This is a genomic window from Waltera acetigignens, assembly GCF_025567015.1.
GTDB classification, from domain to species: Bacteria; Bacillota; Clostridia; order Lachnospirales; family Lachnospiraceae; genus Acetatifactor; species Acetatifactor acetigignens.
On sequence record NZ_JAOQJO010000001.1, the window covers coordinates 570513 to 597070 of the forward strand.

Here is a 26558-nt window from a genome sequence, read left to right on the forward strand (position 1 = left end):
CAGGAATGTGGTTTACTTCGGCTGGAGCATCAGTTGTCCCATGTAGGCAAGCATTCTTTCGATGAATCGGTTTCTTTCTTCCCTGTCGCAGTTCGCAAGAAACAGTTCCACATCAAAAGTCTGGTTCTTCTCTCCGGTAATCAGATAGGTCGGGGCAATCCGGTATCTCTCATACAGTGTCAACAGCTTATCTGTGCTTAATCCGTATAGTCCCCTCTCCAGCTTCTGATAATGTCCTGCATCCACACTCAGCACTTCTGCAAATGCCTCCTGTGTATATCCCATGTTCTCTCTGACGGTCTGCAGCCTTTTTCCAATCTGTACATTTATTAACTTCTGTTCTTCTGTCATGATCAGCACCTCGCTTTCATGCTAATCATAACAACGCAAAACACCCTGTAACACTTTGCTACACAACTTGCAATTAGTTGTTTTGCAACTTAATCCTGTATATGCAAAGGGAGCAATGAACAAATCGTTCATTACTCGCCTTCTTAACTTCTTTACATAATAACCACTAGATTTACTTTATTAAAACATTCTCTATCTTTTGACAAAGCCATATGATTTTAGTATCGCATCCCAATCATCACGAAACTTCTGATAGTTTTGAAAAATAGGTGCATCTTTTTCAAATTCGCTCTGCCAATCTAGCATATATCTTGTTGCATCCAAAAGAATATTTTCATCATTCCTTTCAAATCCTTTTGTCAACAGAAATGAATATTTTTCATATTCCTCCGGTGCTTTTTCTTTCATAAGTTCGCCTGCACTGACATAACCGTATTTTAATCTAATGTCACTTCCCTGCTCTATTCGATGTAGACTTCCCGCCGTCTGCAAAGATTCTTGTAAAAATGCAATCTTTTCTTCATCCTTTAAGGCTTTCAACCCTTCACTGGATATTTCCACCTTGACCACTTCTTCATGAATCTTATTTTCCGGATTGCTTAATTGCATCCAACTGTTTTTTATCGTTCCCATTCCTAAAATACTGTCCTCCAACACTTGCCGGATTATAATTGCTACTAACATTCATCGACATATCCGTGTCCTCCTTTATTTGAAATCCTTTTCTTTTTAAGCCTTTATTCCTTTGAAACAATAGATTTATTCGCTTTATTTCTTATACTGAAAAATCAAATCGGCTTCCAATATTACTTTCTTCTTTTACTTTGTTCCAGTCAACTTCATTGATTTTGGCTATAAGCTCATCCATAGAGGAAGCAGAAACGATTGTCCTTTTTACCGGCTCCTGTTCCTTCTGTGCCGCTTTTTTCTCTACAGATTTCTTTTCCTCTGCCCTTTTCTCCCTTGCCGCTTCTATATGATCTCTCTGCTGTTTTGACATTTTCTCCAATTCAGCAAACATTGTAGTAGAACCATCTTCATTGAACGAAATGGCAATTTTAGAAATAGCAACATCATTATTCTGCTTTCCAAAGGCTCGCTCATATCCATATTTCTCATTGATTGCTTCTGACATACGGACCGCACCTTGAATTCCATTAATTTGCTGTTTTTTGTATTTCTCACCAGAAGCCATTTTCTCTAATTCTTCTGCGGAAAACATAACTGTAAACTCTTTTGTACTGCGGGAAAGCAGCTCCTTTGCATCTTTCCCATCCTCATATACCATGATGTCCATATCCCCATAGGTTTTCCTAATTTCATCTAAAACATTTTTTGCCACAGTTGAAAGTTTTGGCTCTTTAATCTCACTGTTGAATTCCTTAAATTCCACTTGTCTTGAATTGCTCTTTGCCACATTCTTTTTAGTGGTATCATTTGTGTTTTGTGTCACATAATTGTTATATGAATTGCTTATACCTGTCATTGACATATCCGTGTCCTCCTTTGAAATCCTTTTCTGTCCGTTATTCTCACTCAACCTTTTTCCCAAACTTATAATTACTTGGATATTCCAAATTATAAATATCCTCTCCATACGGAATATCCAAAGTATGATTTTCACTTAAAATATATTCCTTATCGCCAATCTTAAAAATGTCTCCGGCTTCATATTCATCAAGTAAAATGCCACCAGAAGTCAAATTCTTGTATCTTGCATCATATCGTTCCTTAGACTGAATTGGGCTTGTTGTTTTAGTGGCAGAATAAAATTGAGTTGCTTCCCTATCTCCCATCTTTACAGTGAAAAAGCCGTTTTTTATCCCTGCATTTTCCATATAGCCTCTTATTTCTTCATCTGAATAAGACAACTGAACATATACAGGGTCTTTTGTCATCATGTAATTCCAAAAGCTCGCATACCTTTCCAACACCGGATCATAAGGTTCACCACGCATAATCTCGGAAACAATAGAGCCTATCCCCTTATTATCTGTGTATAAACAATGCTCCTGTCCGTCACCGGAAACATATTTAAAATACTTATTCTTCCCAAAGTCAATGATATTATCTTCTGCCTTAATTTCATTCAGACAAGCTCCACTGATTTTAGGTATCTGCTCCGCTGTAAAAAATGTTCCTCCGCATTCGTATATATCTCCCTGTTTTCGCACCTTAGAAATATCATTATTCATAGCAGCTAATACGCTACCCGGAATCATTTTTCTTCTTTGTCCCGCTGAAATTGTATATGTACCTGCATCATATGTTGTACTTCTGACAAACAAATCCTTTTTCCCGCTTTGACCAACATTTTGCTTATTAAGCAAGATATTCGTCAGGCTCTGTCTTCTGTTTAAGGATTGTAGTGAATTACTAAAACCAGAAAATCTAATATTCATAGAACCACCTTGTCTTCCTTTACCTGAAATCCTTTTTTCTATATCTTTTGACAACAATCCATTCTACATATTCATTAACTCACTCAATTTCTGTAATAATGAAGATTGCCCAAACGATAAATGCTGTAATTTTACTGTACCTTTTTCCTGATATTGTTTTATATATTGCTCTTTTGCATTCTTTATATTTTCTTCATATTCTTCAATATCCTTTTGAGAAATATCCGGAATATGCCCTAAAAACTGTTCTCGTCCTGCTGCGATTCTAACATTTGCTGTTTCCCAGTTGATTTTTTCTTCGTATGCTTCATCCAGCCATGCTATTTCCTGTTTCTTTGTACATGGAGTGCCATCGAGATTATAGTACTTATCTTGACTATTCACATATTTCTTTTCTATTTCGGAAAAACATTTTGCATAGGCATATCCACAGGCATTTGCAATATCAGAATAATCATAGCTTCCCTTTTCTTCTCTGACTGTTTTCAGTGTCCTTGAAATAGTGTCAAAAAGAGGTGCTATGCCTGGCTTAACTACCGTATGTTTTGCACGGTCTTTTACATCATGCACTCCAAATCCGTAACACATATTTCTGCCCTCTGCGGAAAAATTCACGGTATCTCTGTCTTTATGTACATTTGAACTGCTTTTTTCTGCATTTATGTGTTCCCGCATTTCAGAATTTATTTTATATCCATCATACTGAAACGCCTTACTCTGCCTACTGTAAACTTCCAACGACATATCCGTGTCCTCCTCAGATTTTCGTATCTAATGTAGATAATAAATCTACATTATCGTATTCCGCTTGAGTATATGCTCTTACCACTGAACTACTGTTTTCTGACATTTCACTAATATACTCATCTCTATCTTTGCGTTTCTCACGCAATTCTTCCAAATATTCTTCATCTCTTTTTCGTTTCTCACGCATTTTCTCTAAGTATTCTTCTTGCTCACGTTTTTTGTCCCGTCTACTTTTTGCTGCTTTTTGTTGATTTTGTGTACTCAATACATCTGAACTTTTATTTGACGAATTAGCTGTTCTCATACCACCACATGAAGATTGCCGATTTCCATTAGCATCATATGTAACTGTCCTGCCTCCCAACTCTACACCGTCACGCTTTGCAAAAGAATATACTTGTGAATTTGCTGCAACCTCTCCGGATAAATTCCATTCTATTTCTTTTGCGAATTCCGGATCATTAGCCATTTTTTTCAAACAGTCATAAGAAAGATTTACGACCACTTTATTGGAATTGCAAGGCACAACACCGCCGTTGGTATTAAAACTTATTTGCGGAAACTTTTTACATAATTTTTCATAATATTCTTCCACACTATTAGAATTGCTTGTCTTTCTTGCACTATCCGCATAGCCTGTTGCATAGTTACCGTAATTATTTGTAATCTCCATTGACATATTGATATCCTCCTTTTGCCATCATTCTGTATATAATATTTCCTAAGTTTTATATAGCTTTTCCGTAATTGCATCTGCCGCTTGTCCAGAAATCTTCTGTTGGTACATGAATATGTCCGTCCTCACCAATCGGATACTCTCTGCCAAATACCATAATTTTATCGCCGACAGACTGATTATTCAGCCATGTATTTTTGTTATACATATCAATCCTATCCAACGCTCTTTTTTCGGTATATATTTCACCATCATCTGCCATATAGTATACTTTTTCTTGTCCATCAACAGATACGCGGAACTTGCCCGGAGTAATTCCTACATTTGCTAGTACATTTTTTACTGTTTCTCTGCCTAACATATGCAGTCCTCCTACCGAACCCTTTGCCAAACTACTGATAACAGACATTGTTGTTGCTGTGTTGCCTCTGCACTCTGGAGAGACATTATCACGGTCATTTCCTAACACACTTTCTGAAAATGCCCTGCTTATTGTTTTTCCATTAAATGCACAAGCATATGCATTTCCGTCAATCGCTGTATATGAATAATAACTACTTGATGTTAAACAGAGCTTATTTCCCTTTGCCGCAAGAGCAGAGAGGGAGTTGACATTAATCCTTGGTACTGCTGATTGAGGAATTGCCTGTCCTCCTCCATCGCTTCCAAAATAAAAATATCCGTTGAAGCTAGTGTCAGCACTTACTGCCTCATCGAAAAAATTTATGGCATCCAACAAAGTATTTGAACTACTTCTATTCTGATTATAAAAAGTAAGGCGTTCACCGCTTACATTTACCAAATAATTCAATAGATTTTTTCGTGAACCACCTTGCAGCAAATTTGATTGCATTCCCTTATGAGAATTTATGTAATTAAACTGTTTTGCCGTCACTCTTGCCATGCTATATTGTCCACTAAATCTTATATTCATTGTCTGCCTCCCTTTTAAGCACTACGCCTTTACATCAAATCCGGTCACTCCTTCTCCCGTACTTGTAGACATCGCAGATATTATTGACTTTGTAACATTTTCCACGCCGTTTCCTGTAGCAGAAATGCTTATCTCATTTGCACCAGTTTTCGCAATCTGTTCCTCTGCCTGTGCTTTTTCAGCACGTTTCTTTGCGGCTTTTTCTTCTGCCGTTTTCTTTTCAGCCCTTCTCTCAGCCGCCTTTTCTTCTGCCGTCTTTTTCTCCTTTGCCTTTCTTTCCGCATTTTCTCTTGCTATTTTACCGTCAGAATCACTTGTGCCGGATACAGTTGCTGTAATATTACCATTAGCATCTATCGACCATGTTTGGTTCGTTACTGTTCCCAAACAGCTCGTTAATGTTTTTTTTGCACAGTCTGGAATAGCCTCTAGATTTTCTTCCAAATATTTTGCCTTTTCCGGATCATTCATGCACTTCTTTAGAAAGGCACTTGATACAGTTACCGTTGTTGGAATACCAGACATTGATGTTTTTCCCGTATTCATATAACTGTATTTTTCCTGCAAATATTTAGAGTAGTCGTTTACATTACTGAAGCCTGTCTTAATCTGTGCAGTTTTGGTTACACCATGTGTTGAGGTCTTCAACTCCACTGTACTTGTTTTTACTCCTTTTTCTTCTTCGTTCTTACTCTCGGTACTGCCTGTCTTTTTTGCAGCATTTGCATAACCCGTTATATAGTTACCGTAATTATTTGTAATCTCCATTGACATATTGGTATCCTCCTTTTCAACATCCATTTTTACTGTTGTTTCTGCAACATCACAGTTACTTTGAATCTATTCCCTTTTGCCTCTATATTTACTGCCCCGAAATAACGTTCCGCCAGTTCTCTCACATTTCTAAGTCCCACTCCATGCTCCATCAATATTTCCGGCAGTTCTGTCTCTTTCATGGTTCGGGGAAGTCCGTCCTCTGCCTGCTGTAATATTCCATCAAAACTATTTTCCACCGTAATCAGCAAGAAGTTATCTTTCCGTTTTAGTGACAGCCTAATATACCGTTTCTCCTTCTCTATCTTCCGGCAGGCTTCGATTGCGTTATCCAGCAGATTATTCAAAATCATTCCCATGTCAAAAACGGATATGGTATCACTGTCCCGATAGTCAAACTTCACATCAAATAAAATTTCTTCCCTAATGGCTTTCTTGTATTTGTCATTGATAAGCACATCTGTAACGGCATTTCCGGTTGCATATTTGTAATCCAGTTCCTCAATAGTTGCGTCCAGCTTTTCTATGTAACGGTCAATTTCCTCATACTGATCTCTTGCCGCCAGACCTTTAATGTTGGTCATGTGATTTTTCATTTCATGCCGTACTTTGCGAATACTGCCATAGAAATTCTCCGCTTCCTCCAGGCGGAGTTTCATCGCCTTAATCTGCTGCTGTTCCACGAAATAGTTTTCTTTCTCTCTTTGCAATTCCCTGTATTTCTGATAAATCGTTATTGCTGCCAATTCTCCTAAAAACAGTAATACCGCAATCAACGGAAGTTTCCAGAGCAGTTCTTCTTTTACCTGAAATAAATCAAATACTTCATTTTTAATTTTTACGATGCTTATATTTATAATTACCTCTGCAAATAAGCCACCCGCTACATTCAATACCGAAAGAAACCACACATCATACCAACTCATTTTGTTGAATGAAATTACTATTTTCCACACAACCGTCAGCATAAGAGCAAACAATACGATGTATAATCCAAACAACAATATTTGCGTATATACCAAATACAAATACATATTTTCTATATAATTTTCACTGCTACTATCCAATAACTGAAATACAGAATTATTCACATATTGAAATACACTATTGGCAACTGACAAACTGAAAGAACGCAGTCCATAAAACAAAGTAAGAATAAATACCGGTTTCTCGCAATGCTTTTTATATCGGACAATACTGTAAGTCAAAATGGCAATAGCCGATATTATCAGCCGCCCACTTGTCGGCAAACTTGATATAAATCCCAATCCAATATTTAAGAGCAGTAACACACTCCCTATCATCATGGACATTTTTTCTTTTTTATTTTTACAAAAAATGTTCCAGAGAGCATAGAAAAATATCACATCTGCTATCACGATGACCATTCCTGCCACATTGGAAAACATCTCAAACCCTGACTGGCTCATTTAACTCTCCTCCGAAATGTATTGCAAATATGCTTTTACAAAATCCTGATACTTGTACTTTGATATAAGCAGCTTGTTTCCGTTTTTCATACATACCTCTGTACGGTCATAGCCTTCTATCTGTTTCAGATTTACTAAATATCCTTTGTGAATGCGGAAAAACTCCGGATTCAGTTCCTGCTCTAAGTCACTTATTTTTCCCCAATGCTCTATTTTCTTATCTTCCAGACAGATGAATATTTTATGATTGCTGCTTTCTATGTAGAAAATATCATCTGCCTTTATGGTCTGCATATTTGCACCATTTCCAACAGTGATTTCTTTTCCTGTTTTATCTTTCTGCTCTGTCAAATATTGATATTCCCGCACTGCCTGTGTAAAGACATTCACAAAATCCTTTTTCTTTATCGGCTTTACTATATACTGGAACGCATTGACCGAAAACGCATCCGGCATATACTCGGAGTATCCTGTCACAAAAATAAGCAAAGGCAGACTGCCCCATGCCGCCTGTTCCTTATCTGCTTGTATCTGCCGAAGCTGCTTTGCCACGCTCATACCATCTATATCACCCATTGCAATATCAAGAAACAGTACATCTATTTTTTCACTGTTCTCTTTTTCTGCCTGCAATAATTCTTCCCCGGAAGCATATTCTGTGATCTGACATTCCTCATTCTGCTGCTCTATCAGCTTTCGGATATATGCCCTCACATTTTCTTCATCATCACAAATCCCAATATGCAAAATTTCCACCTCCAGACTGCTCTTTTTCTACACTTATATTATCGTCAAAAATCACAAAAAAATTTTATTTATTGCGTAACTGGACATAAAAAATATTTAAAAAGGCTATTTAGGTCCCAAAAGCTCTCTCTTGCGAGAGAGCTTGGTCTGCACCTGTAAAGTCAAGGTTGTTTTGGTGTAAATAGCATAAAAACGACAAATTCCATACAAAAAATTTCCCAAATCAGAAATTTTTGTACGGAATTTACTTATTTTGCTTATATAGCGAAAATGGAGACTTTTCAAACGGTAAAATTCCACATTTTTGTATTTTTTTCGTCCAAAACGGCGATTTAAATACAAACAAGATTTCCACTGACTGTCCCGATGCAACGCTCACAAAAAGAATTACTATCACTCTGCGAACAGTTCCTTCTTCCGTTCAATCATCTCATCGATTTTCTCGATATAAAGCCCTACATCCTTGACATTATCGCATCTTTCGATCCGTCCGTCGGGGAAGACACGCTTGGTGATGCTACCGGCACCCAGAGCCACGATGGTCTGTTTCTCCTCCATGATGAGGATGTTGTACAGGCCGTATTTGCCGGGACGGGCGTAGCCGGTGTTCTCGAAATTACCGGACATATTCTTCTGTCGGTAGAGATAATACGGCTTCATTCCAAGCTTTTCAGCTCCCGCTGCCGCGATCTTCATGGTCTCGTCTGTGTTGTGGAGCATGGAGACGCCGTTCTCCTGGATCCACTGGTTCAGACGGGATGCACGTTTGATGGCCAGGGAATGAACGGTCAGGCTGTCCGGGGCCAGCTCCACGATCTTTTCGATGGTGCGCTGTACATCCGCCTCCAGTTCTCCCGGCAGTCCCAGGATCAGATCCATATTGATATTGTCGAAGCCGACCTCTCTCGCCAGCTTATATGCCGTAAGCACTTGTTCCACGCTGGCTTTTCTGCCGATAATATCCAGTGTCTCCTGCTTCATAGTCTGGGGATTCACGGAGATACGGCTGACCTGGTGACGATGCAGTACCTCCAGCTTCTCTCTGGTGATGCTGTCGGCACGACCGGCTTCCACAGTGAATTCCTTCACGGTAGAGAAATCAAACTTGGACTTTAATGCCGTGATCAGACGGTCCAGCTGCTCCGGTTCCAGTGTGGTGGGCGTACCACCGCCGATATAGACGGTATCCAGTACCTTATCTTTAAAATTCTCCGCCACATAATCCATCTCTTTGATCACAGCGTCCACATAGGCATCCACCTGCCTGCGGAATGCAGCGATCGGATAAGAGGTAAAGGAACAATAGAGACAGGTTGTAGGGCAGAACGGAATCCCAATGTACAGGCTGTAACCACCTTCGTAATGAATCTCTTTTAACAGATCCCGCTCTCTCTTCGCAATATCGATTCCCAAAAGTGCCTTCTCTTCGCTGACATAATGGCTCTGCTCCATGAATTCTAAAATCTCTGCATCGCTTCTGCCCTCATCCAGCATACCGTAGGCGATCTTCGTGGGACGGATGCCGGTAAGGTTTCCCCATGGGAGTTTCTGCCCGGTCACCTTGCTTAAGGTGCGGTACAGGAAACGTTTCAGACCGTTCTTATACCCATCTGCAAGGTTTTCTGTCTCTGCATCCCACAGAAAATCCTCTTCTCCCACACGGATCTTCGCTCCGGTCTCGGCCAGTTCGATTTCCAGACTGACCTGCGGTTCCAGCTCTGCCAGCTTCTCCGGTTTTGTCTCCGGGGTGATGACCGTGACCTGGTCCTCCGCATAAAAAGCCTTCACCAGAGAATGTACATCATATTCATAGTTAGGATGGGATAATTTCACTACTTTCATTGTAATCTCCATTCCGCAGACGATTCCTTTCGTCGGAGGAATCGCGAATCAAACAGGCACAGAGATAACTCTTTCTGTGCCCGAATATATTTCAGTATTGTAACTATTCAGAACCCTATTAGCAAAACGGATTATATTTCTTCTCATGTCCGATGGTGGTGCTGTCGCCGTGTCCCGGATAGACTACCGTATCCTCCGGCAGAGTAAACAGCTTCTCCTTCACCGAACGCACCAGCGTACTCATACTGCCGGTGGGGAAATCGGTTCTTCCCACGGATTCCTGGAACAGGGTATCCCCGCAGATTAAGAACCCTCCCTCTGGGAAATAATAGCTGACACCGCCTGCGGTATGTCCGGGCGTTGCCAGAACTTTGATCCGGATGCCATCCAGATCCAGTTCCTCGCCATCCTTCAGATACACATCCGCGGTGACCGTTACCGGGCGTCCCATATCTTTCGACAGGTTGCTCTTCGTATCCAGAAGAAACTTTTTCTCCGCCTCCCCGGCATATATTTTCACGGGGTTCTCTCCATGATCCCCGGCATAGGCATCCGCTGCCGCCTTCAATTCCTCACAGCCACCGATATGGTCGAAATGTCCATGGGTCAGAAGGATCGCTGCTGTATGTAGTCCGTGCTGCCCAAGCGCCTCCTCAATTTTCTCTCCATGATCCGCGGGGTCGAATACCAGCACTTTATCACTGTTCTCTCTGTATACAAAGTAACAGTTGGTCTGATAGATTCCCAGCGTCATATGTCCGATACGGATATTGCTCATAATAATCTCACTTTCTGTTTCCCGACAGGTTCCGCCGTTTTCCGGACATCACCTTATCAGCCTGTGGTTCTCTCGATGTCAATGACGCTCTCGATGCCCCGGATCTTGTCAATGATACGGTTCAGTTCCTCTCTGCCGCTGATCTCGAAGGTCGTCTGCAGCGTTGCCAGTCCCTGTCTGTTGGTTCTGGTGTTCATGGACATAATATCAATATTTTTCTCCGTCAGCGCCTTGGAAATATCCGCTAACAATCCGTTACGGTTGTTGGCATAGATCTTGATCTCCGCCAGATATTTCTCCGCATGTGCCTCCTCCGGCTGCCATTCCGCATCGATCAATCTCGCCCTCTCCATCTCCGGCAGATTGATGATGTTGATACAGTCGGTACGGTGAATAGAGATACCTCTTCCACGGGTCACATAACCCACGATCTCATCCCCCGGCACAGGAGAACAGCACTTGGAAAAACGCACCGACAGATCCGCGATGCCCTTTACTACGATACCGCTCTTGGACTTCATGAGGATCGGCTTGTTCACACCACTTTGCGCATTTGCTGCATTGTTCTCCGCAATGCTTGCCAGAACTTCCTCGTTGGTCATCTCTTTCTTATGGTCACGGTCGTACAACTCCTGCATCTTGTTGACGATCTGACCCTCTTTCAGAGCACCGTGTCCTATGGCCGCCAGTACAGAATCCCAGTCCCGGAATCCATACTTGCGCATAATGGCATCCATATACTCCTGCTTCTGCAGGCTGGCAAGATTGATGCCTCTGGCTTTGCAGTAGCCGGAAAGCAGATCCTTGCCCTTTAAAATATTGTCTTCCTTTAACTCATTCTTGAACCACTGGTTAATCTTGTTCTTGGCCTGGGTACTTTTTACCACATTCAGCCAGTCACGGCTGGGACCCTTGGAGTTCTGCGAAGTGATGATCTCGATCCGGTCTCCGTTGTTGATCTTATAATCAATGGTCACAAGCTTCCCGTTGACTCTCGCTCCCACCATCTTGTTACCAACAGCAGAATGAATGCTGTAAGCAAAGTCAATCGGGGTAGATCCTGCCGGAAGGTTCTTGACCTCACCGGTAGGAGTAAAGCAGTATACGCTGTCGGAGAACAGATCCAGATCGTTCTTCAGCAGGTTCATGAATTCCTTGTTATCCGACATGTCCCGCTGCCACTCCAGGATCTGTCGCAGCCATACCAGCTTCTCTTCTTCCTGTACCTCCGGCTTCTTGCCGTCGGAAGCCTCCTTGTATTTCCAATGGGCGGCAATACCGTATTCCGCCACGCGGTGCATCTCAAAGGTACGGATCTGGATCTCGAAAGGCTGTCCGTTGCTGCCGATCAGCGTCGTATGCAGGGACTGGTACATATTTGCTTTGGGCATGGCAATATAATCCTTGAAGCGCCCCGGAATGGGTTTATACATTTCATGGATCACACCCAGTGCCGCATAACAGTCCTTCACCGTCTCCACGATGATACGCACCGCGAAGAGATCATAGATCTGATCCAGCGTCTTGTGCTGGTTCTTCATCTTCTTATAAATACTGAAAAAATGCTTTACACGGCCATCGACTTTGGCTTCGATGCCGGCATTCTTAATATGTTCACTGACTTCATCCACAATACCCTGGATATATTTTTCACGGACGCTCTTACGGACAGCGATCTTATCCACCAGATCATAATAGATATCCGGCTCCAGATACTTCAGCGACAAGTCATCCAGTTCGATCTTCAGTTTGCTGATACCAAGTCTCTGGGCGATGGGGCAATAAATCTCCAGCGTCTCCTTGGCAATCCTCTGCTGGCTCTCCGGCGTCTTGTACTTCAACGTGCGCATATTGTGCAGACGATCCGCCAGTTTGATCATAATGACGCGGATATCCTTCGCCATGGCGAGGAACATCTTACGCAGATTCTCTGCCTGCATCTCCAACTTGGCATCTGACTGTTCTCCGTTGCTGCCGGACAGCGGAATTTTCTCTAGTTTGGTCACTCCGTCTACCAGAAGTGCTACATCATCACCGAATTCTCTCCTAAGATCCTCCTCCGTCATCACGGTATCTTCCACCACATCGTGCAGGATACCTGCCACGATGGTCTCTTTATCCAGTTTCAGATCCGCCAGAATGATTGCCACATTCAATGGATGGATGATATAAGGTTCTCCGGACTTCCGGAACTGATTTTTGTGAGCCTCGCTGGCGACCTTATAGGCCTTCTCGATCATGGAAATATCATCACTGGGATGATATTTTTGCACACATTGAATAAGCTCCTGATATAATTCATCCGGATTCACGAATTCTTCTGATTTACTTATCTTGTCATCATCAAAAATGACTTCGTTCTTCTCTTCTGTCATAGACGAAACAGCTCCATATTATTTTTATCGATGTCTTATTTTCCCTCGTAGCAGATGGCTGACTCCAGACGATATTTGTTAATGCGCTCACGGCCTTTCAGTCCTGCCAGTTCGATCAGCACTACCACGCCGGCTACTTCACCACCCAGAGACTCGATCAGTTTGATCATAGCCTCGGTGGTACCTCCGGTAGCGATCAGGTCATCCACGATCAGAACTTTCTGACCGGGTTTGATACTGTCCTTGTGCATCTCGATGGTAGCGGAACCATATTCCAGATCATACGTGGCAGATACGGTCTCTCTGGGAAGCTTTCCCTTTTTACGGATCAATACAAAGGGCTTATGATTATTGTATGCGATCGGTGTTCCGAAGATAAATCCGCGGGACTCGGGACCTACTACCACATCATAATCCAGATCCTTGATCTTCTCCTGCATGGTATCGATCGCCAGGTGCAGTCCGTCCGCATCCTGCAGTACACTTGTGACATCACGGAAAATGATACCCTTCTCCGGGAAATCGGGAATGCTCTTTACATATTCTTCCAACTTTTTCATGATTCTACACACCTTTCTCTTATTTAACGAATTATAGCTGCTTTTCTGCTACTTCAATCTGTTTTTTAATAAAATATTTGATGATCTCGCTTCTGGTAATAATTCCGATGAATACATTTCTATCATCGATCACCGGTACAAAGTTCTGCATCTGCGCCTGTCCCAGCAGTTCTTCCATGTTGGTATCGATACATACCGGCCGGATCTTGCCACTCTGTATGATATCCCTCACGGACAGCTTTTCCAGACTCTTCATGGTAATAGTATCCAGCTCACTATTGTGGTTCAAGATATTCCACAGAAAATCTCCCTCACTGACTACGCCCACATACCGGTCCTCGGCATCGATCACCGGTACCGCTGTGTAACCGTAGCGTTTCATCTTCTCCAGCCCCTGTCTGATAGTCATATCGTCCCGAAGAAAAGTAACCTCCTCCTTCGGGGACAAAAAAGATGCAATATTCACAATGTTCCTCCTGCTTGTTCTTTTGTGTCCGTTAATTTTGATCCTTAGGGTCGACCTCTTCGAAGGTACTGTCCAAGGCATCCTGCTCCTGTTTGAATCTCCGGAGCTTGCGCGCAAAATAAATCGTAGAAAAGCAATCGCCGGCACCACTGAGGATCAGTACCACTCCCAGAACACGGAACAACAGAATCGCTGCTTTGAACGGATTGTAGATCAGTACCACTCCGAGAATGATGTTGATTGCCGCCACAATAAGAAGTCCCAGCCAGCTGCCGTAATCCAGTCTTTTCAGGTCAATGGCATCCTGCAGTTTGCTGCATCCGCTACACAGAACCAGTACTCCCAGAATAAAGGGAATCAGGGAGATGACGATCTCTACCTTGTACAGGACTACTGCTCCCAACACGATTCCGAGAATACCGAATACAAACTCATTGTGATAATAGTTCTCTCTGGCATCCCTGAGCAGATAGCAGATAATAGATACCAGTCCTGCCACAATCAATACGATACCGATCAGATACCCCAGTGTCTTCTGCATGGTCTCCGGGATCACCAGTGCCACGATTCCTAAGAGAATATACAGCACACCGGTAAGAATTGCTTCCCATTTCAATTCTTTCAGCATTTTCATATGTAACCCTTCCTTTCCTGTAAAACAATGTTAAACTCAGGGAAAACGAAAAAGGGGCTCTCTGCAAACCTGCGGAAAACCCCCTTTATGTTCAATTTACTTTCTGCCGCAGCACTTCTTGTACTTCTTGCCGCTTCCGCAGGGACAGGGATCATTGGGATAAACCTTCTGCTCCTTCACAATGGTAGTGGAAGACTTCTGCTCTTTGTAGAGTTCCTTACGGGTCTCTTCGTCAAAGATATCGTTCCACTCTTCCAGATTGTACAGCCAGTCGGCTTCTGCTGCTACCATGTTCTTGTACAGAAGAGCCTTATCGAAGCCTAAGTTTACCTGAGTATCCTCTTCCAGATCATCAATAGGGTTCTGCTCTACCAGGCTGTCGTTGATGCCATCCAGAAATCCGGTCATGGTCATCAGAGATACTTTGAACTTGTCAGCCAGTTCCTTCACGGTACCCTTTACTACTTCATCGGGATTCTTCAGAAGCTGTGCGTAGATTTCCTTCTCCTCCTGGAAATAAGCTGCCCAGAGTTGCTGCAGCTTCTCTTTGCCGGTTGCCTCATTATATGCTACTGATCTCCACTGTTCCATTAAATTCATAATTGTAATACCATCCTTACATAATAATTAAATATTTAATAATACGATTTCTCCGCCCTTCGGGCTCTCGAAATCGTCACATCCATTCGCATTTCGGACTGGCGTCCTCCATGCTCATGTCTGTTTATCCGCTCAATAGGTGAACTGCCTTGCCTGCAAGCAGTCAGGCAGTTCACCTATTGGCAGAATTATTAATCATAGTATATAACAACTCGTCCTCAAAAACAACAAAAAAATATCAATCGGGGATGTATAAACCCACAAATCCGGGACAGACTACTACTATCATCGGATCCCCTCCTTTGATCTTACGAAAGATACGATAATACTTAATCCTCCCCTTTTGAAAAGAGGCACCCGTGGGTGCCTCTTTTTTTGCTATCAGTTCCTACAGGGGAACTTTTCCTTCTTTGATCAGTTCAATAAAAGCATCTGCCACCTCCGGATCAAACTGGGTTCCTTTATTTTTCTCCAGTTCCCCCATAGCGTATTCCACACTCAGGGGCTCCTTATATGCTCTCTTGGAGATCATGGCATCAAAGCTGTCGCACACCGCCAGGATCCTACCAAGAAACGGAATCTCTTCTCCCTTGATTCCTCTGGGATAACCCTTGCCGTCATATCTCTCGTGATGGGAAACGACCGCGGGGATCACATAGTTCATATTCGGCAGATAGTGGATCATTTCGATGGATTTCTCCACATGGCTCTTCATGATCTCATATTCTTCATTCGTAAGCTTTCCAGCCTTTTTCAGGATGCTCTCCGGGATACCGATCTTACCGATATCATGCAAAAGGCCTGCCACCTTTACGGTCTGGATATCGTTTCTGGACAAGCCCAGCTTCTGGGCCAGCAATACCGCATACTGGGATACATTGGTGGAGTGCTGGAAAGTAAAGGAATCCTTCGCATCAATAGCCGCCACCAGTGCATACACCGTAGGCGCCACCTGCTCGTAACCGGTCTCCTTATCCTGGCTCTCCTCATTGATACCGCCTTCATATACCTGGATCCGGTCCTTACCATTACGCTTCGCATAAAAGGCCGCCCGCTTGGACTGCTGGAACAATTCCAGCGCATCCGCTGCCAGACCGGGATACCATGCCACACCAACGCTGAATGTAATGGGCTGCATGACCTGTGGTTTATTTGTAGCATTCTCCTGTACTGCCCGGGTCAGTTTCTCCGCCAGTGCCACCAGTGGTTCCCTGCCGGTCTCCGGCACAGAGACCAGAAACTCATTGGATCCTACCCGGAATACCTCTCCGTTCTCCACATTATCCAAAAATCTCTTCGCGCACCATTGCAGAATCCGGTCGCCGGTCTGTTCTCCGTACAGGTCATTGTATAACTTAAAATTATCCATGTCCATGTATAAAAAGCCCCGTTCTTCTCCCAAGGCACCATCGCGGCGCAGATACACTCCACAATAGCTGCGGTTATACAGGCCGGTCAGTTCGTCATGAATGGATACCTGATATACCTTTTCATAAGCATCAATGTTTTTCAGACTGCCGGAAGCAATATTTGCCATCTGCCGGATGCAGTCCGCCTCGCGGTAATTGAGCTTACTCTCCCGCAGACGCTCCATATATACAAATCCACAGACCATATTATCATATTTTAACAGGGCGATCTCCGGTGTCTCTTTTGTCTCTTCCTGCTCTACGATGCCACAGACTCTCTCCACCTCATCTTCGCCCAGCGGGATATGTCCGCTCTGTACCACCTCACGGTAACCGTCATCATTTATATTTTTCTCAAAGATTCTGGATTTCCAGCCCGGAATTGCATCATCCAGAATGTCATGCATATTGGCAAACAATTCCTTACGGTTTAAAATGGATGCCGCTCTGTCCTGGAATTTCCGCAGTCCCTCCAGCATATGCTTCTGCTTCTGGTTCAGGATATCCTCCAGACGCTTTCTGGCAAAAGCTACCACCAGCACCGTCCAGGCACATTGCAGAACGATATAGATCAGCAGTTTCTGCGTTACCGCCCGCTCCAGACTTCCCAGCACATTTTCCAGATTATGAGACAGGATGACCAACGGCAGGGATGCCACCACAACTGCCAGAAAATATACTGCACCTACCGTTACACGATAGGAAAAATCAAACAGATACTGCTTGTACATGATATAGACCATGCACACCGCCATACCAACGCAGCCCAGCATATCATACGGAAAGACGCTTCCCGGAATCAGGCAGAGCAGATTTCCCATCAAAACAAACAGGGTTCCCAGTAACAGCGGCTGTAGTTTTTTACGCAGCTGTAGGTCTCCACCGATCTTGCAATGAGCCAGATAAGTGGCATAGACCAATACCGAGACCTCCAATACCGTCAACACCCAGATTCCGGATGTTGCATGATACATATAGACATAAGTTCCATCGGCACGGGTCGTCACTTCCGGTGCCGGCAGGATCGCGCCACTCCAGGCATTGCCCAGAACCAGAGCTGTCGTCAGGACTCCATAGATATAGATCAGCGCGTCATGCTCCGTAATTTCCAGAAAACCAAATAGAAATGCATACATAAACACTGGAATCACCAGCAGACCAAACAGTGCAAAATTATGCCAGAAACGAATTCCCGGAAATACCTGTAGCCGCATGAGAATCACCCCACCGGTCCACACCAGGCAGGAAGTCAGCACTGCCCTCAGACTACGGACTGTCCGGCTCTTCATGGTATTGAAAAAGCAGAATAACAGAAAAAGGGAGCACAAAAAGGCTCCCACCGGAACACCGATGTAGAGATTTCTATCTAATGTCATATCCAGAAAGCTCTCCATACTTGTATTACTCCCTCACACTTTTGTTTTTATTTTCGAACCGATATCCCTTTTTCGACCCGAATCCTCTTATGTATGTAAAATTATACCACATTTTTCCTTTAAAGACAATGGTACATCCAAAATCCGCTGATTCTCAGATCCGCGAAAAGGCAGACGTAAATTACGGCACTCTTCCTTGTATTCTCCGTCCACGATAACATCCAGAAGCGGTAAAAGTTTCGTGATCACCGGATCTCCCGCTTCCATCCAGGCCAGAAGATCCTTATCAAAATCATAGCCGGTATAGCACCAGATCGTCTTCCGGGGATAAATTTCCCTTACTTTCTTTACCAGAGAAAGCACCGTTGCACGGTTCTGCGGTTCCATAGGTTCGCCGCCCAGTAAGCTTAAGCCCCGGATATAGTCCGGGGCCAGTGCCTGTAAGATCTCCTGTTCTGTTTCCAGCGTGTAAGCCTGTCCGTACTGAAAATCCCAGGCCACACTGTTAAAGCATCCCTTGCAATGATGGGTACAACCGCTGACAAACAGCGATACTCTCACGCCGGGACCGTTTGCCACGTCCGTTTTCTTGATCGTCGCATAATTCATAGGACATTTCCTTCCCTTTTACTATCTGCATATTACAGATGAAGAACTCTTGCCTTGATCTCCTTGGTCTTGCCGGCATTCCAGAAGTTCTCTCCAAGATAACCGCAGGTTCTTCTGGTGACATTCATTTTCGCATGATCCTTGTTGTGACACTGAGGGCACTCCCATTCCATATTATCATTGATCATGATCTCACCGTCATAGCCACAGACGTGGCAATAATCGGATTTGGTGTTGAACTCACCGTACTGGATATTATCGTAAATAAAACGGATCACTTCCTCGATGGCTTCCACATTATTCGTCAGATTAGGTACCTCCACATAAGAGATCGCGCCTCCCAAAGATTTATTCTGGAATTCACTCTCGATCTTAAATTTGGTAAATGCGTCGATCTTCTCCCGTACATCCACATGATAAGAATTTGTATAGTATCCTTTATCGGTGACATTGGAAATATCACCGTATTTTTCCCGGTCGATCCTTGCGAAACGATAACACAGTGTCTCAGCAGGAGTTCCGTAGAGGCTGAATGCAATACCGGTCTCCTCTTTCCATTTTGCGCAGCGATCCTTCATATAATCCATGACACGCAGGGCGAATTCCTTGCCGGGTTCCACGGTCTGGCTGCATCCTTTCATCAGATACGTGGTCTCATACAGTCCGATATATCCCAGAGACATGGTGGAATAACCATTGTGCAAGTATTTGTCGATGGTCTCGCCCTTCTTCAGACGGGCGATGGCTCCGTATTGCCAGTGGATGGGGCTCACATCGGATACCACACCTTCCAGTGCCTTGTGACGGCACATCAATGCTTCATAACACAGTTCCAGACGCTCGTCCAGCAGTTTCCAGAATTTCTCTTCATTTCCTTTTGCCAGAATACCGATCTGCGGAAGATTGATGCTGACAACGCCCTGATTGAAGCGTCCTTCCCATTTGTACTCTCCGTTTTCATCCTTCCAGGGAGACAGAAAAGAACGACAGCCCATGCAGGAAAATACATTTCCCTCGTAATTCTCGCGCATCTTCTTCGCGGAGATATAGTCGGGATACATTCTCTTGGCAGAGCACTGTGCGGCCAGTTTGGTCACATAGTCATATTTTCCGCCCTTTAAGCAGTTGTTTTCATCCAATACATAGACCAGCTTCGGGAAAGCAGGAGTCACATAGACGCCCTTCTCATTCTTGGTCCCCTCGATCCGCTGACGCAGGATCTCCATGATGATCTGCACGGTCTCTTCCACATATTCGTCATTCTCATCGATATGCAGGAAAAGTGTGACAAAAGGAGACTGTCCGTTGGTGGTCATCAGAGTATTGATCTGATACTGGATGGTCTGCACACCGGATTTCAGTTCGTCATGCACACGCATCTGCACGATCTTGTCCTTGGCTGCCTGATCCAGAGTATCCCCGAATTCTTCCTCCAGCTGTTTTGCAAATTTTTCCTTACTCTTACGCAGATATTTCCCCAGATGCTTGATATTGACGCTCTGGCCGCCGTACTGGTTGCTGGCCACTGCCGCAATGATCTGGGTGGTCACGGTACATGCCACCTGAAAGCTCTTGGGAGACTCGATCATCTTGCCGTTAATGGAAGTGCCGTTGTCCAGCATGTCCTTGATATTGATCAGACAACAGTTGAAGATCGGCTGGATGAAATAATCCGCATCATGGAAATGCAGCACACCGTTGTCGTGCGCCATGGCAATATGCTCCGGCAAAAGCAGACGTCTGGTAACGTCACGGGACACTTCACCCGCAATATAGTCTCTCTGAGTGGAAGCCAGACGGGTATTCTTGTTGGAATTTTCCTCCGCCAGCTCCTTATTCTCATTCCGGATCAGTTTTAAAATAGATTCATCCGTAGTATTGGACTTTCTAAGCAGACTTCTCTGGTAACGGTATACAATATACTTCTTTGCCAGAGTATATTTATTGTGCTCTACCAGATGCTCTTCGATCATATCCTGGATATGCTCCACGGTCTGGGTCTGTCTGCCCTCCTGCTGTACATCCTCCAGAATCTCCTCGATCAGTCCCTCACTGGCACGATACCGCTCCTCCACTTCATTGTTGGCCTTATGGATTGCTTCCCGGATCTTCTCCTCTTCATAGGGCACTACTCTGCCGTCTCTCTTCTGAATCTTCATTGCTGTTTCCCTCACTTTATATCATTCCCATAAGATACGAATTCCTGCATAAGCCGAAAGAAAAGCCGCATCGGAAGCAAGTTCCCGACACGACTTTTTCTGCAAATCATAGTGTCTCACTAGATTTTGTGTTTTCCAAGTAATTTCGTATCTACATCTTGTATCTAATATTATAGTGAGGATACATGGAAAAAGCAAGTATCTTTTTTAAAACATTCCTCTTCCACCATAACCGCCGAAGCATAAACCGCCACCGCCACAGCAAAGGTTGCAGAACAGATTGGCCAGACAAATTTTCAGGCACAGGTCGTTGCCACCCACATGGGGATAGCCATAGGCTGCCTGTCTGCTCTCATACCACTGTCCCCCGCTCTGTAGTCTCTGCAGGAGCATCTGGTATTCCATATTCTGGGGATCCAGCGCCACCGCCTTGTTTGCATGTTCCAGCGCCGCTACATTATTTCCAAGGCCCATGTGTGCCATGGCACTGTAGTAATACCATCTGGCCGTCTTCTCATGCTCTCCCATGCCGTCCAACGTATTTCTGGCCTCTCTGTAATAGCCGTTTCTGAGATAATTACCGGCTGCCCGCAGTCTGGGCTCTTCTTCATAGCCAGAAGTCTGCTGTTGCCAGCCTGCCTGCTGCCAGAAGTCTCCAAATCCCTGACCGTAGCCGCCATATCCCTGGCTTCCACCGTAGCCGCTTCCGCTACCACCATAGCTCTGCCTGCCATATCCGCCACCGTAACTGTAGCCTTCGGTCCGCTCCTTCATGATCTGCTGGTAGGCTGCCTGGATCTCCTTGAACTTTTCTTCCGCCTGATCCTTATTGGGATTGTTGATATTGGCATCGGGATGGTATTTCCGGCTCAGTGCCTTATATGCTTTTTTTATTTCCTCCTCGGAAGCATCTCTGCTCACTCCCAGAACACTGTATGGATCATAAGTCATTTCCCGTTACCTCTTTTGCACTGTCTTTCATCCGTTTCTTCCGCACGATCTCATAACGGCACCATACACCGGAATACAGAATATTCCGCAGAATATCCACATTCTGTAAAATAGGAAGCTGTTCGAACTCCTTACAGCACTCCGACATCATCATGGTCAGGATCTGCCGGCATTCCTCCTCAAAGCCCGGTTCCTCATACCGTTTCTTTAACGGATTATAGGTTCCTTTTTTGAGGTCCTGCTCGATATCCTCATAGGCATCCAACAGATAAATGAATTTTCCCAGGAAAAATCCAAGTCTCTCCAGATTGTCCTTCCACTCATCCTCACGACAGGATACAATCTGTGCCATGACTCTGCCAAACAATCCCGCCATGGTATCAATATCCGCATTGCCCTGCTTTTCCGCATCCGCAAAATTCTGCATGGCCAGTGAGATATTTCTTACTTTTTCCTGATATAATAACGGTTTTTTACGGAATTTTCTTCCCAACAGATAACTGTACACCAGTCCCTTCAGACTATGCTCGTCCTCCCAGTCGTCCTCCGCTTTATAGCAGGAAAAAAGCACCGTCATATCTGCCACATAATCCGTAAACAGATTTCTTCTTGTGGGATGTTTTTCCAAAGGATGGGCCACACATCTGCACTGGGCCTCCTGTTCCTCCGGTTCATATAAGCCGGTGAGCAGCATCAGGATAAAAGTCATATCGTAATTCAGAGAAAGCTGCCCCAGGACACCGTAACGTTCCTTCAGGCTCTGACACAATCCGCAATAATAGGATCGATAAACATCATACTCCTTAAATTTCATTTCCGACTGATTGATCACAATATATCCGAACATCTGGCTCACCACCCTTTCCTATATTTCTGTATTCCAATTTTCATTTCCCGTGATCCTGCCACAGGATTTTCCCGTCAGGTCTTGCGGATAAATTCTTCACCGCATTTTCTGCACCGGATTGCGATCTTCCCCTTATGTCTGGGTACCCGAATCTTCTGTCCGCATTTCGGGCATTTATAGATCTTGTACTCCTTACGACCGGCAATAGCCTTTTTCTTTCGCTGCCACCATCCGCGAACCTTCATTTCTTTCTTCAGATACCACTGGTTCTCGGCACTCCTCTTACTCAGGTCTTTAGAAAACATCCGGTAATACGCATAGACTAACAGGGCCAGAGCCAGCACATAAAATATTCTCAGACCAAAAAAAGAGAGCGCCAGGCAGACCAGAGCCACAATCATCAAAAACTGATTGAAGCGGTCGTTGCCATAACGCCCCCACATGAAACGCTGTAACTTCTCTTTCATGAAGTACCACCTTTCGTCCGCCACCATACAGGGGACACATTATCCAAATCTTTCAGAGTCTCCTTCGCGAAGTCTCCTCTGAATGTTACCTACATTATGGTATGCCGAAAGGCAAAAAGCAATTAACTAAGTATAAACTTTTGTAAAAGAACTATTATTTATTCCACAGTTCCTGGGCCCGTTCATCCCAGTTTTTCGCGTATTCTGCGCACTTTCCGCACAGATGCTCCACAGACTCCGGTGACTGTAAATCAGTGGAATGTGCTCCGGTCTCATGCACCATATGCTGTAAGATTTCCGGATTTTCCAGCATCGGGCAGGGCTTTAAGTGATTGCAGTTGAAAGGCTGGTTCGCACGGTATGCCATAAACAGTGGCTGCTTCAACGCAGTCAGCAGATCTACTTCCTTGATATTGGCACCGGAATAATGGATGAATACACAGGGCTCCACATCGCCGTTTGGATTGATATGGCAGTAGTTTCTGCCGCCTGCGATACATCCGCCCACATATTCTCCATCGTTCTGAAAATCGAAGGCAAAGATAGGTTTTCCGCCCTTCATGGCACGGATTTCACGAATACGGTGATACATATATTCTCTCTGGTCCGGATCTAAGAGCAATTCGGTAGATGCATCATTGCCTACGGGCATATAATGGAAATACCAGCTGAATCTGGCACCTTTTTCAATGATCATATCCAGGAATTCATCACTGGTGACTACTTTATAGTTCTTGCTGGTATAGCAGATGGAAGTTCCGAAGATCAGACCGTACTGCTTCATCAGATCCATGGCATGCATTACTTTATCAAACACGCCCTTGCCGCGGCGTAAGTCGTTCACTTCGTCGAAGCCTTCCAGACTGATAGCTACGGAGAAGTTGCCTACCCGCTTCATCTCCTGGCAGAATTTTTCATCGATCAGCGTGCCGTTGGTAAATGCATGGAAGCCACAGTCATCGTGTTTCTCGCACAGACGGATGATGTCATCCTTTCTGACCAGAGGTTCGCCACCGGTGAAGAAATACAGATAGATACCAAGTTCCTTACCCTGGGTAACGATGCGATCCATATCTTCAAAGCTTAAGTTCAGACGATTGCCGTACTCTGCCGCCCAGCAGCCGGTACAATGCAGGTTGCAGGCACTGGTGGGATCCATCAGGATCAGCCAGGGGATATTGCACTGATGTTTCACACGCATCTCGTTGATCTCTTTTTTACCGCAGAACGCCGCCTCAAAACCATAGTCCAGTGCGGACATTTTGATGACATGGGGATCCACTTCGTTTAAGATCCGGTTCACATACTGCATCCATTTGCTGTCCGGATCCTGGATCATACGTCTTGCCGCATCATAGCTTTCCTTGCGGAAGGTATCTCCCATAAATTTTTCCGACAGATCTACCAGCTTTAAGAATGCCTTTTCTCTGTCTGTTTCGTCCTTATTCACATACTTCAGAATTCCGTCGATTGCTGCGCCAAATGCAGCTCTCTCAACTTTGTGTTTTGCGTCTGCCATACGATTTACCTCACTTTTGTCTATTTATTCTATGAATCACGGTATTTCAGATGTAATATCGAAACAATACATCCACGCCGGCAAGCAGGAAGATCAGCGCTCCACTGATCAGTACACGGTTTCTTCCATGACACCCGATCCGATATCCCGCATAGATGCCGGCGATGACCGCCAGCGCAGCCATAATTGCCAGCTGAATGATCTGCACCGTTACTCTGGTGTCTAAAAAGCCCATGCCAATTCCCGTCAGAAAACTGTCCACACTGGTAAGCATGGCCCAAATGCATAGCTGTCTCCAGGCGAAGGCATCTTCCCTTCGTTCCAGCGGGTCCCGCATATGTAGTGCCCGGACGATCAGCCATATCCCGATCAGGAAAAAAATAACTGCCGATGCCGCCCTGAACAGTCTTTCTGTCCGCTGATAGTTCATTGCAATGTACGGAAGTTCCGAAATCAGGCTTCCTAAAAGCATTGCACCGCTCTGCCATCCTGTGAACAGCAGGATCATTTTCAGGATCTGCTTTTTGTCCAGTCTGGAAAGCATAGCGCCTTTGTATAATGCATAGGTAAAGACATCCAGGGATAGTCCCACCGATACAATGAAAATTTCATACCATGCCATCCATGCAACCCCTTTCTCCCGTTATAATGTTTTTATCTCTTTTCATTTTTTACTTTAAACAATTTTCCGGCATATGGTAAGATACAACCCTTGCACAGCGTTTTTCCTGCTCTTACATTTTTTCGATAACTGTAAATATTCCGCGACATTTTGGCAAAAGTGTCGTTTAAAGTTGAGAAAAGAAAGTTTTTTGGTTATAATATTTCTATCCCGGTTCTTTTATAGGAAAAGGAGTCCTGTGATGAAGACAAAAGAATTATTGGCAGACAGTTTTCGTTCTCTTGTGCTTACCATGCCTTTTCAGAAGATTTCCATCAAAATGATCACGGATGGTGCACATGTGATCCGCCCTACTTTCTATAACTATTTTCAGGATAAATACGAAGTGATTGAGTTTCTGTTCGACCAGGACATCGGCAGCAAAGTCGAAGTCATGATTGAAAACGATATGGAACAGGAAGCCATCAAGCTGATGTTTATCTGTTTTGAAAAAAATAAGGAATATTATCATCGACTTTTTGAAACCACAGGCCAGAATTGCTTCGGAGAATTTTTTTCACACTACTGTGAACAGACCTTTTTCCGGATTCTGTCCAGACATCCTATGAGGAAAATGCCCTGCGAACTTATCACACCGCAGTCACTGGCACATTATAATGCCCTCTTATTAATTGAAATTCTAAAGTTATGGCTCTCCTCTCCGAAAGAAGTCCCTGCGGAGAAAATTTTTGAGGCCTACCAATATATTATACGAACTCCGATACTGGATATGATCCAATATCCGGAACCATAAAAAGACAGGTCGAACTGACCTGTCTCAGACTGTAGACAAAACGCTTTTGGTCAGCACTCCAGAAGCGTTTTTCTTGTTTTCGGTTCAAAAAGTGTGTACTTGATCAATAATAAACACTTTTGGGCTCCCCTTTTTCCCTTCCTGGCTATCATCTTTGCCAGTTTTTTCAGATTCATGCAGGCAAACGTAAGCCCGACTTTCATTTCCATCCGGGCTTTTCCTATCATCTGTGTATAGCGGAATCCGTGGTTTTCTTTTGCTGTTCCGAAGAGGCGCTCTACGGTCTCTTTCCGTTGCGCATACACTTCCTTCATCCCAATCGTATGCCGGATATCCTCACACTTTTCCATGTACGGCTCCCAGATATGCCGGGTCACTACCTTCACATGATCCCTGCTTTCTGTGCACTGCTTCAGATATGGACATCCTTCACAGACGATTCCGCAGCTCTTGTATTCCCGGTATCCGGAACGGTTCGTCGTATGATAAG

At 44.2% G+C, this 26558-nt stretch carries 27 protein-coding genes; 1 reads left to right on the forward strand and 26 read right to left on the reverse strand.

What is annotated here, in order from left to right:
• Window positions 1-12: 12 nt before the first annotated feature.
• The 25 genes from OCV96_RS02615 to OCV96_RS02735 all read right to left on the reverse strand — a co-directional run bounded on the left by OCV96_RS02615 (window position 13) and on the right by OCV96_RS02735 (window position 25275).
• The gene (locus OCV96_RS02615; protein WP_262593412.1) at window positions 13-351 is read right to left on the reverse strand and encodes a helix-turn-helix domain-containing protein; all 339 of its coding nucleotides are present in this window, start codon (window positions 349-351) and stop codon (window positions 13-15) included.
• Window positions 352-543: 192 nt separating this feature from the next.
• Window positions 544-1035, reverse strand: coding sequence for a hypothetical protein (locus OCV96_RS02620; protein ID WP_178016151.1), 492 nt, complete (start codon window positions 1033-1035; stop codon window positions 544-546).
• 91 nt (window positions 1036-1126) lie between these two features.
• Entirely contained in the window at window positions 1127-1843 is a 717-nt protein-coding gene (locus OCV96_RS02625; protein ID WP_227734018.1) for a DUF6033 family protein, read from the reverse strand.
• A gap of 40 nt (window positions 1844-1883) precedes the next feature.
• Entirely contained in the window at window positions 1884-2807 is a 924-nt protein-coding gene (locus OCV96_RS02630) for a hypothetical protein (RefSeq protein ID WP_147354739.1), read from the reverse strand.
• Window positions 2808-2816: 9 nt separating this feature from the next.
• On the reverse strand, window positions 2817-3497 hold the full coding sequence (locus OCV96_RS02635; RefSeq protein ID WP_227734017.1) for a hypothetical protein: 681 nt from the start codon (window positions 3495-3497) through the stop codon (window positions 2817-2819).
• 13 nt (window positions 3498-3510) lie between these two features.
• Complete coding sequence (locus tag OCV96_RS02640) at window positions 3511-4179, reverse strand: DUF6033 family protein (RefSeq protein WP_227734016.1); 669 nt, start codon at window positions 4177-4179, stop codon at window positions 3511-3513.
• A 49-nt stretch (window positions 4180-4228) separates the two neighbouring features.
• On the reverse strand, window positions 4229-5110 hold the full coding sequence (locus OCV96_RS02645) for a hypothetical protein (RefSeq protein ID WP_227734015.1): 882 nt from the start codon (window positions 5108-5110) through the stop codon (window positions 4229-4231).
• Window positions 5111-5131: 21 nt separating this feature from the next.
• A complete protein-coding gene (locus OCV96_RS02650; RefSeq protein ID WP_227734014.1) occupies window positions 5132-5884 on the reverse strand; it encodes a hypothetical protein in 753 nt (250 codons plus the stop codon).
• Between the two features lie 29 nt (window positions 5885-5913).
• Complete coding sequence (locus OCV96_RS02655; protein WP_262593413.1) at window positions 5914-7314, reverse strand: sensor histidine kinase; 1401 nt, start codon at window positions 7312-7314, stop codon at window positions 5914-5916.
• On the reverse strand, window positions 7315-8070 hold the full coding sequence (locus OCV96_RS02660) for a LytR/AlgR family response regulator transcription factor (protein ID WP_317239273.1): 756 nt from the start codon (window positions 8068-8070) through the stop codon (window positions 7315-7317).
• 384 nt (window positions 8071-8454) lie between these two features.
• Window positions 8455-9903, reverse strand: a complete 1449-nt coding sequence (gene hemZ / locus OCV96_RS02665; protein ID WP_262593415.1) for a coproporphyrinogen dehydrogenase HemZ — start codon at window positions 9901-9903, stop codon at window positions 8455-8457.
• 118 nt (window positions 9904-10021) lie between these two features.
• Entirely contained in the window at window positions 10022-10681 is a 660-nt protein-coding gene (locus tag OCV96_RS02670) for an MBL fold metallo-hydrolase (RefSeq protein ID WP_262593416.1), read from the reverse strand.
• 56 nt (window positions 10682-10737) lie between these two features.
• Entirely contained in the window at window positions 10738-13056 is a 2319-nt protein-coding gene (locus tag OCV96_RS02675) for a RelA/SpoT family protein (RefSeq protein ID WP_022313202.1), read from the reverse strand.
• A 35-nt stretch (window positions 13057-13091) separates the two neighbouring features.
• Window positions 13092-13616 carry an adenine phosphoribosyltransferase gene (locus OCV96_RS02680; RefSeq protein WP_022155162.1) on the reverse strand — a complete coding sequence of 175 codons (525 nt, stop codon included), beginning with the start codon at window positions 13614-13616 and terminating at the stop codon, window positions 13092-13094.
• 31 nt (window positions 13617-13647) lie between these two features.
• Window positions 13648-14082 (reverse strand): CBS domain-containing protein, encoded by a 435-nt coding sequence (locus OCV96_RS02685; protein WP_022313204.1) that lies wholly within the window; start codon window positions 14080-14082, stop codon window positions 13648-13650.
• A 31-nt stretch (window positions 14083-14113) separates the two neighbouring features.
• Complete coding sequence (locus OCV96_RS02690) at window positions 14114-14716, reverse strand: HdeD family acid-resistance protein (RefSeq protein WP_022313205.1); 603 nt, start codon at window positions 14714-14716, stop codon at window positions 14114-14116.
• A 96-nt stretch (window positions 14717-14812) separates the two neighbouring features.
• On the reverse strand, window positions 14813-15316 hold the full coding sequence (locus OCV96_RS02695) for an SEC-C metal-binding domain-containing protein (protein WP_022313207.1): 504 nt from the start codon (window positions 15314-15316) through the stop codon (window positions 14813-14815).
• Between the two features lie 388 nt (window positions 15317-15704).
• Window positions 15705-18119 carry an HD domain-containing phosphohydrolase gene (locus OCV96_RS02700; protein ID WP_022313208.1) on the reverse strand — a complete coding sequence of 805 codons (2415 nt, stop codon included), beginning with the start codon at window positions 18117-18119 and terminating at the stop codon, window positions 15705-15707.
• Window positions 18120-18188: 69 nt separating this feature from the next.
• Complete coding sequence (gene nrdG, locus OCV96_RS02705) at window positions 18189-18710, reverse strand: anaerobic ribonucleoside-triphosphate reductase activating protein (protein ID WP_022313209.1); 522 nt, start codon at window positions 18708-18710, stop codon at window positions 18189-18191.
• Between the two features lie 32 nt (window positions 18711-18742).
• The gene (nrdD, locus tag OCV96_RS02710) at window positions 18743-20869 is read right to left on the reverse strand and encodes an anaerobic ribonucleoside-triphosphate reductase (protein WP_022313210.1); all 2127 of its coding nucleotides are present in this window, start codon (window positions 20867-20869) and stop codon (window positions 18743-18745) included.
• Window positions 20870-21076: 207 nt separating this feature from the next.
• Window positions 21077-21820: a J domain-containing protein gene (locus OCV96_RS02715; RefSeq protein WP_022313211.1), complete on the reverse strand. Its 744-nt coding sequence runs from the start codon at window positions 21818-21820 to the stop codon at window positions 21077-21079.
• On the reverse strand, window positions 21810-22667 hold the full coding sequence (locus tag OCV96_RS02720; protein WP_227733628.1) for a DUF5685 family protein: 858 nt from the start codon (window positions 22665-22667) through the stop codon (window positions 21810-21812). The genes OCV96_RS02715 and OCV96_RS02720 overlap by 11 nt, the downstream gene beginning before the upstream one ends.
• A 74-nt stretch (window positions 22668-22741) precedes the next feature.
• Entirely contained in the window at window positions 22742-23134 is a 393-nt protein-coding gene (locus tag OCV96_RS02725) for a TFIIB-type zinc ribbon-containing protein (RefSeq protein ID WP_022313214.1), read from the reverse strand.
• Window positions 23135-23288: 154 nt separating this feature from the next.
• A complete protein-coding gene (locus OCV96_RS02730; protein WP_227733627.1) occupies window positions 23289-24653 on the reverse strand; it encodes a radical SAM/SPASM domain-containing protein in 1365 nt (454 codons plus the stop codon).
• Window positions 24654-24699: 46 nt separating this feature from the next.
• Window positions 24700-25275: a manganese efflux pump MntP gene (locus OCV96_RS02735; protein ID WP_227733626.1), complete on the reverse strand. Its 576-nt coding sequence runs from the start codon at window positions 25273-25275 to the stop codon at window positions 24700-24702.
• Window positions 25276-25516: 241 nt separating this feature from the next.
• On the opposite strand from OCV96_RS02735, the gene OCV96_RS02740 reads away from it, so the two are divergent.
• Window positions 25517-26068, forward strand: a complete 552-nt coding sequence (locus tag OCV96_RS02740; protein ID WP_022313217.1) for a TetR/AcrR family transcriptional regulator C-terminal domain-containing protein — start codon at window positions 25517-25519, stop codon at window positions 26066-26068.
• A 50-nt stretch (window positions 26069-26118) separates the two neighbouring features.
• Here the strand turns inward: OCV96_RS02740 and OCV96_RS02745 are convergent.
• Window positions 26119-26558: transposase (locus OCV96_RS02745; protein ID WP_262593419.1), on the reverse strand; the 440-nt coding region annotated here is incomplete at its 5' end.

What these genes read in the sequence shown, in the direction of transcription:
- OCV96_RS02645 (WP_227734015.1), bottom strand. Translation starts at nt 5,110, where the DNA reads ATGAATATAAGATTTAGTGGACAATATAGCATGGCAAGAGTGACGGCA.
- OCV96_RS02615 (WP_262593412.1), bottom strand. Translation starts at nt 351, where the DNA reads ATGACAGAAGAACAGAAGTTAATAAATGTACAGATTGGAAAAAGGCTG.
- nrdG (WP_022313209.1), bottom strand. Translation starts at nt 18,710, where the DNA reads ATGAATTATGCGACGATCAAGAAAACGGACGTGGCAAACGGTCCCGGC.
- hemZ (WP_262593415.1), bottom strand. Translation starts at nt 9,903, where the DNA reads ATGAAAGTAGTGAAATTATCCCATCCTAACTATGAATATGATGTACAT.
- OCV96_RS02740 (WP_022313217.1), top strand. Translation starts at nt 25,517, where the DNA reads ATGAAGACAAAAGAATTATTGGCAGACAGTTTTCGTTCTCTTGTGCTT.
- OCV96_RS02675 (WP_022313202.1), bottom strand. Translation starts at nt 13,056, where the DNA reads ATGACAGAAGAGAAGAACGAAGTCATTTTTGATGATGACAAGATAAGT.
- OCV96_RS02680 (WP_022155162.1), bottom strand. Translation starts at nt 13,616, where the DNA reads ATGAAAAAGTTGGAAGAATATGTAAAGAGCATTCCCGATTTCCCGGAG.
- OCV96_RS02735 (WP_227733626.1), bottom strand. Translation starts at nt 25,275, where the DNA reads ATGGCATGGTATGAAATTTTCATTGTATCGGTGGGACTATCCCTGGAT.
- OCV96_RS02625 (WP_227734018.1), bottom strand. Translation starts at nt 1,843, where the DNA reads ATGTCAATGACAGGTATAAGCAATTCATATAACAATTATGTGACACAA.
- OCV96_RS02730 (WP_227733627.1), bottom strand. Translation starts at nt 24,653, where the DNA reads ATGGCAGACGCAAAACACAAAGTTGAGAGAGCTGCATTTGGCGCAGCA.
- OCV96_RS02620 (WP_178016151.1), bottom strand. Translation starts at nt 1,035, where the DNA reads ATGTTAGTAGCAATTATAATCCGGCAAGTGTTGGAGGACAGTATTTTA.
- OCV96_RS02640 (WP_227734016.1), bottom strand. Translation starts at nt 4,179, where the DNA reads ATGTCAATGGAGATTACAAATAATTACGGTAACTATGCAACAGGCTAT.
- OCV96_RS02725 (WP_022313214.1), bottom strand. Translation starts at nt 23,134, where the DNA reads ATGAAAGAGAAGTTACAGCGTTTCATGTGGGGGCGTTATGGCAACGAC.
- OCV96_RS02700 (WP_022313208.1), bottom strand. Translation starts at nt 18,119, where the DNA reads ATGGAGAGCTTTCTGGATATGACATTAGATAGAAATCTCTACATCGGT.
- nrdD (WP_022313210.1), bottom strand. Translation starts at nt 20,869, where the DNA reads ATGAAGATTCAGAAGAGAGACGGCAGAGTAGTGCCCTATGAAGAGGAG.
- OCV96_RS02715 (WP_022313211.1), bottom strand. Translation starts at nt 21,820, where the DNA reads ATGACTTATGATCCATACAGTGTTCTGGGAGTGAGCAGAGATGCTTCC.
- OCV96_RS02670 (WP_262593416.1), bottom strand. Translation starts at nt 10,681, where the DNA reads ATGAGCAATATCCGTATCGGACATATGACGCTGGGAATCTATCAGACC.
- OCV96_RS02655 (WP_262593413.1), bottom strand. Translation starts at nt 7,314, where the DNA reads ATGAGCCAGTCAGGGTTTGAGATGTTTTCCAATGTGGCAGGAATGGTC.
- OCV96_RS02720 (WP_227733628.1), bottom strand. Translation starts at nt 22,667, where the DNA reads ATGTTCGGATATATTGTGATCAATCAGTCGGAAATGAAATTTAAGGAG.
- OCV96_RS02650 (WP_227734014.1), bottom strand. Translation starts at nt 5,884, where the DNA reads ATGTCAATGGAGATTACAAATAATTACGGTAACTATATAACGGGTTAT.
- OCV96_RS02690 (WP_022313205.1), bottom strand. Translation starts at nt 14,716, where the DNA reads ATGAAAATGCTGAAAGAATTGAAATGGGAAGCAATTCTTACCGGTGTG.
- OCV96_RS02695 (WP_022313207.1), bottom strand. Translation starts at nt 15,316, where the DNA reads ATGAATTTAATGGAACAGTGGAGATCAGTAGCATATAATGAGGCAACC.
- OCV96_RS02635 (WP_227734017.1), bottom strand. Translation starts at nt 3,497, where the DNA reads ATGTCGTTGGAAGTTTACAGTAGGCAGAGTAAGGCGTTTCAGTATGAT.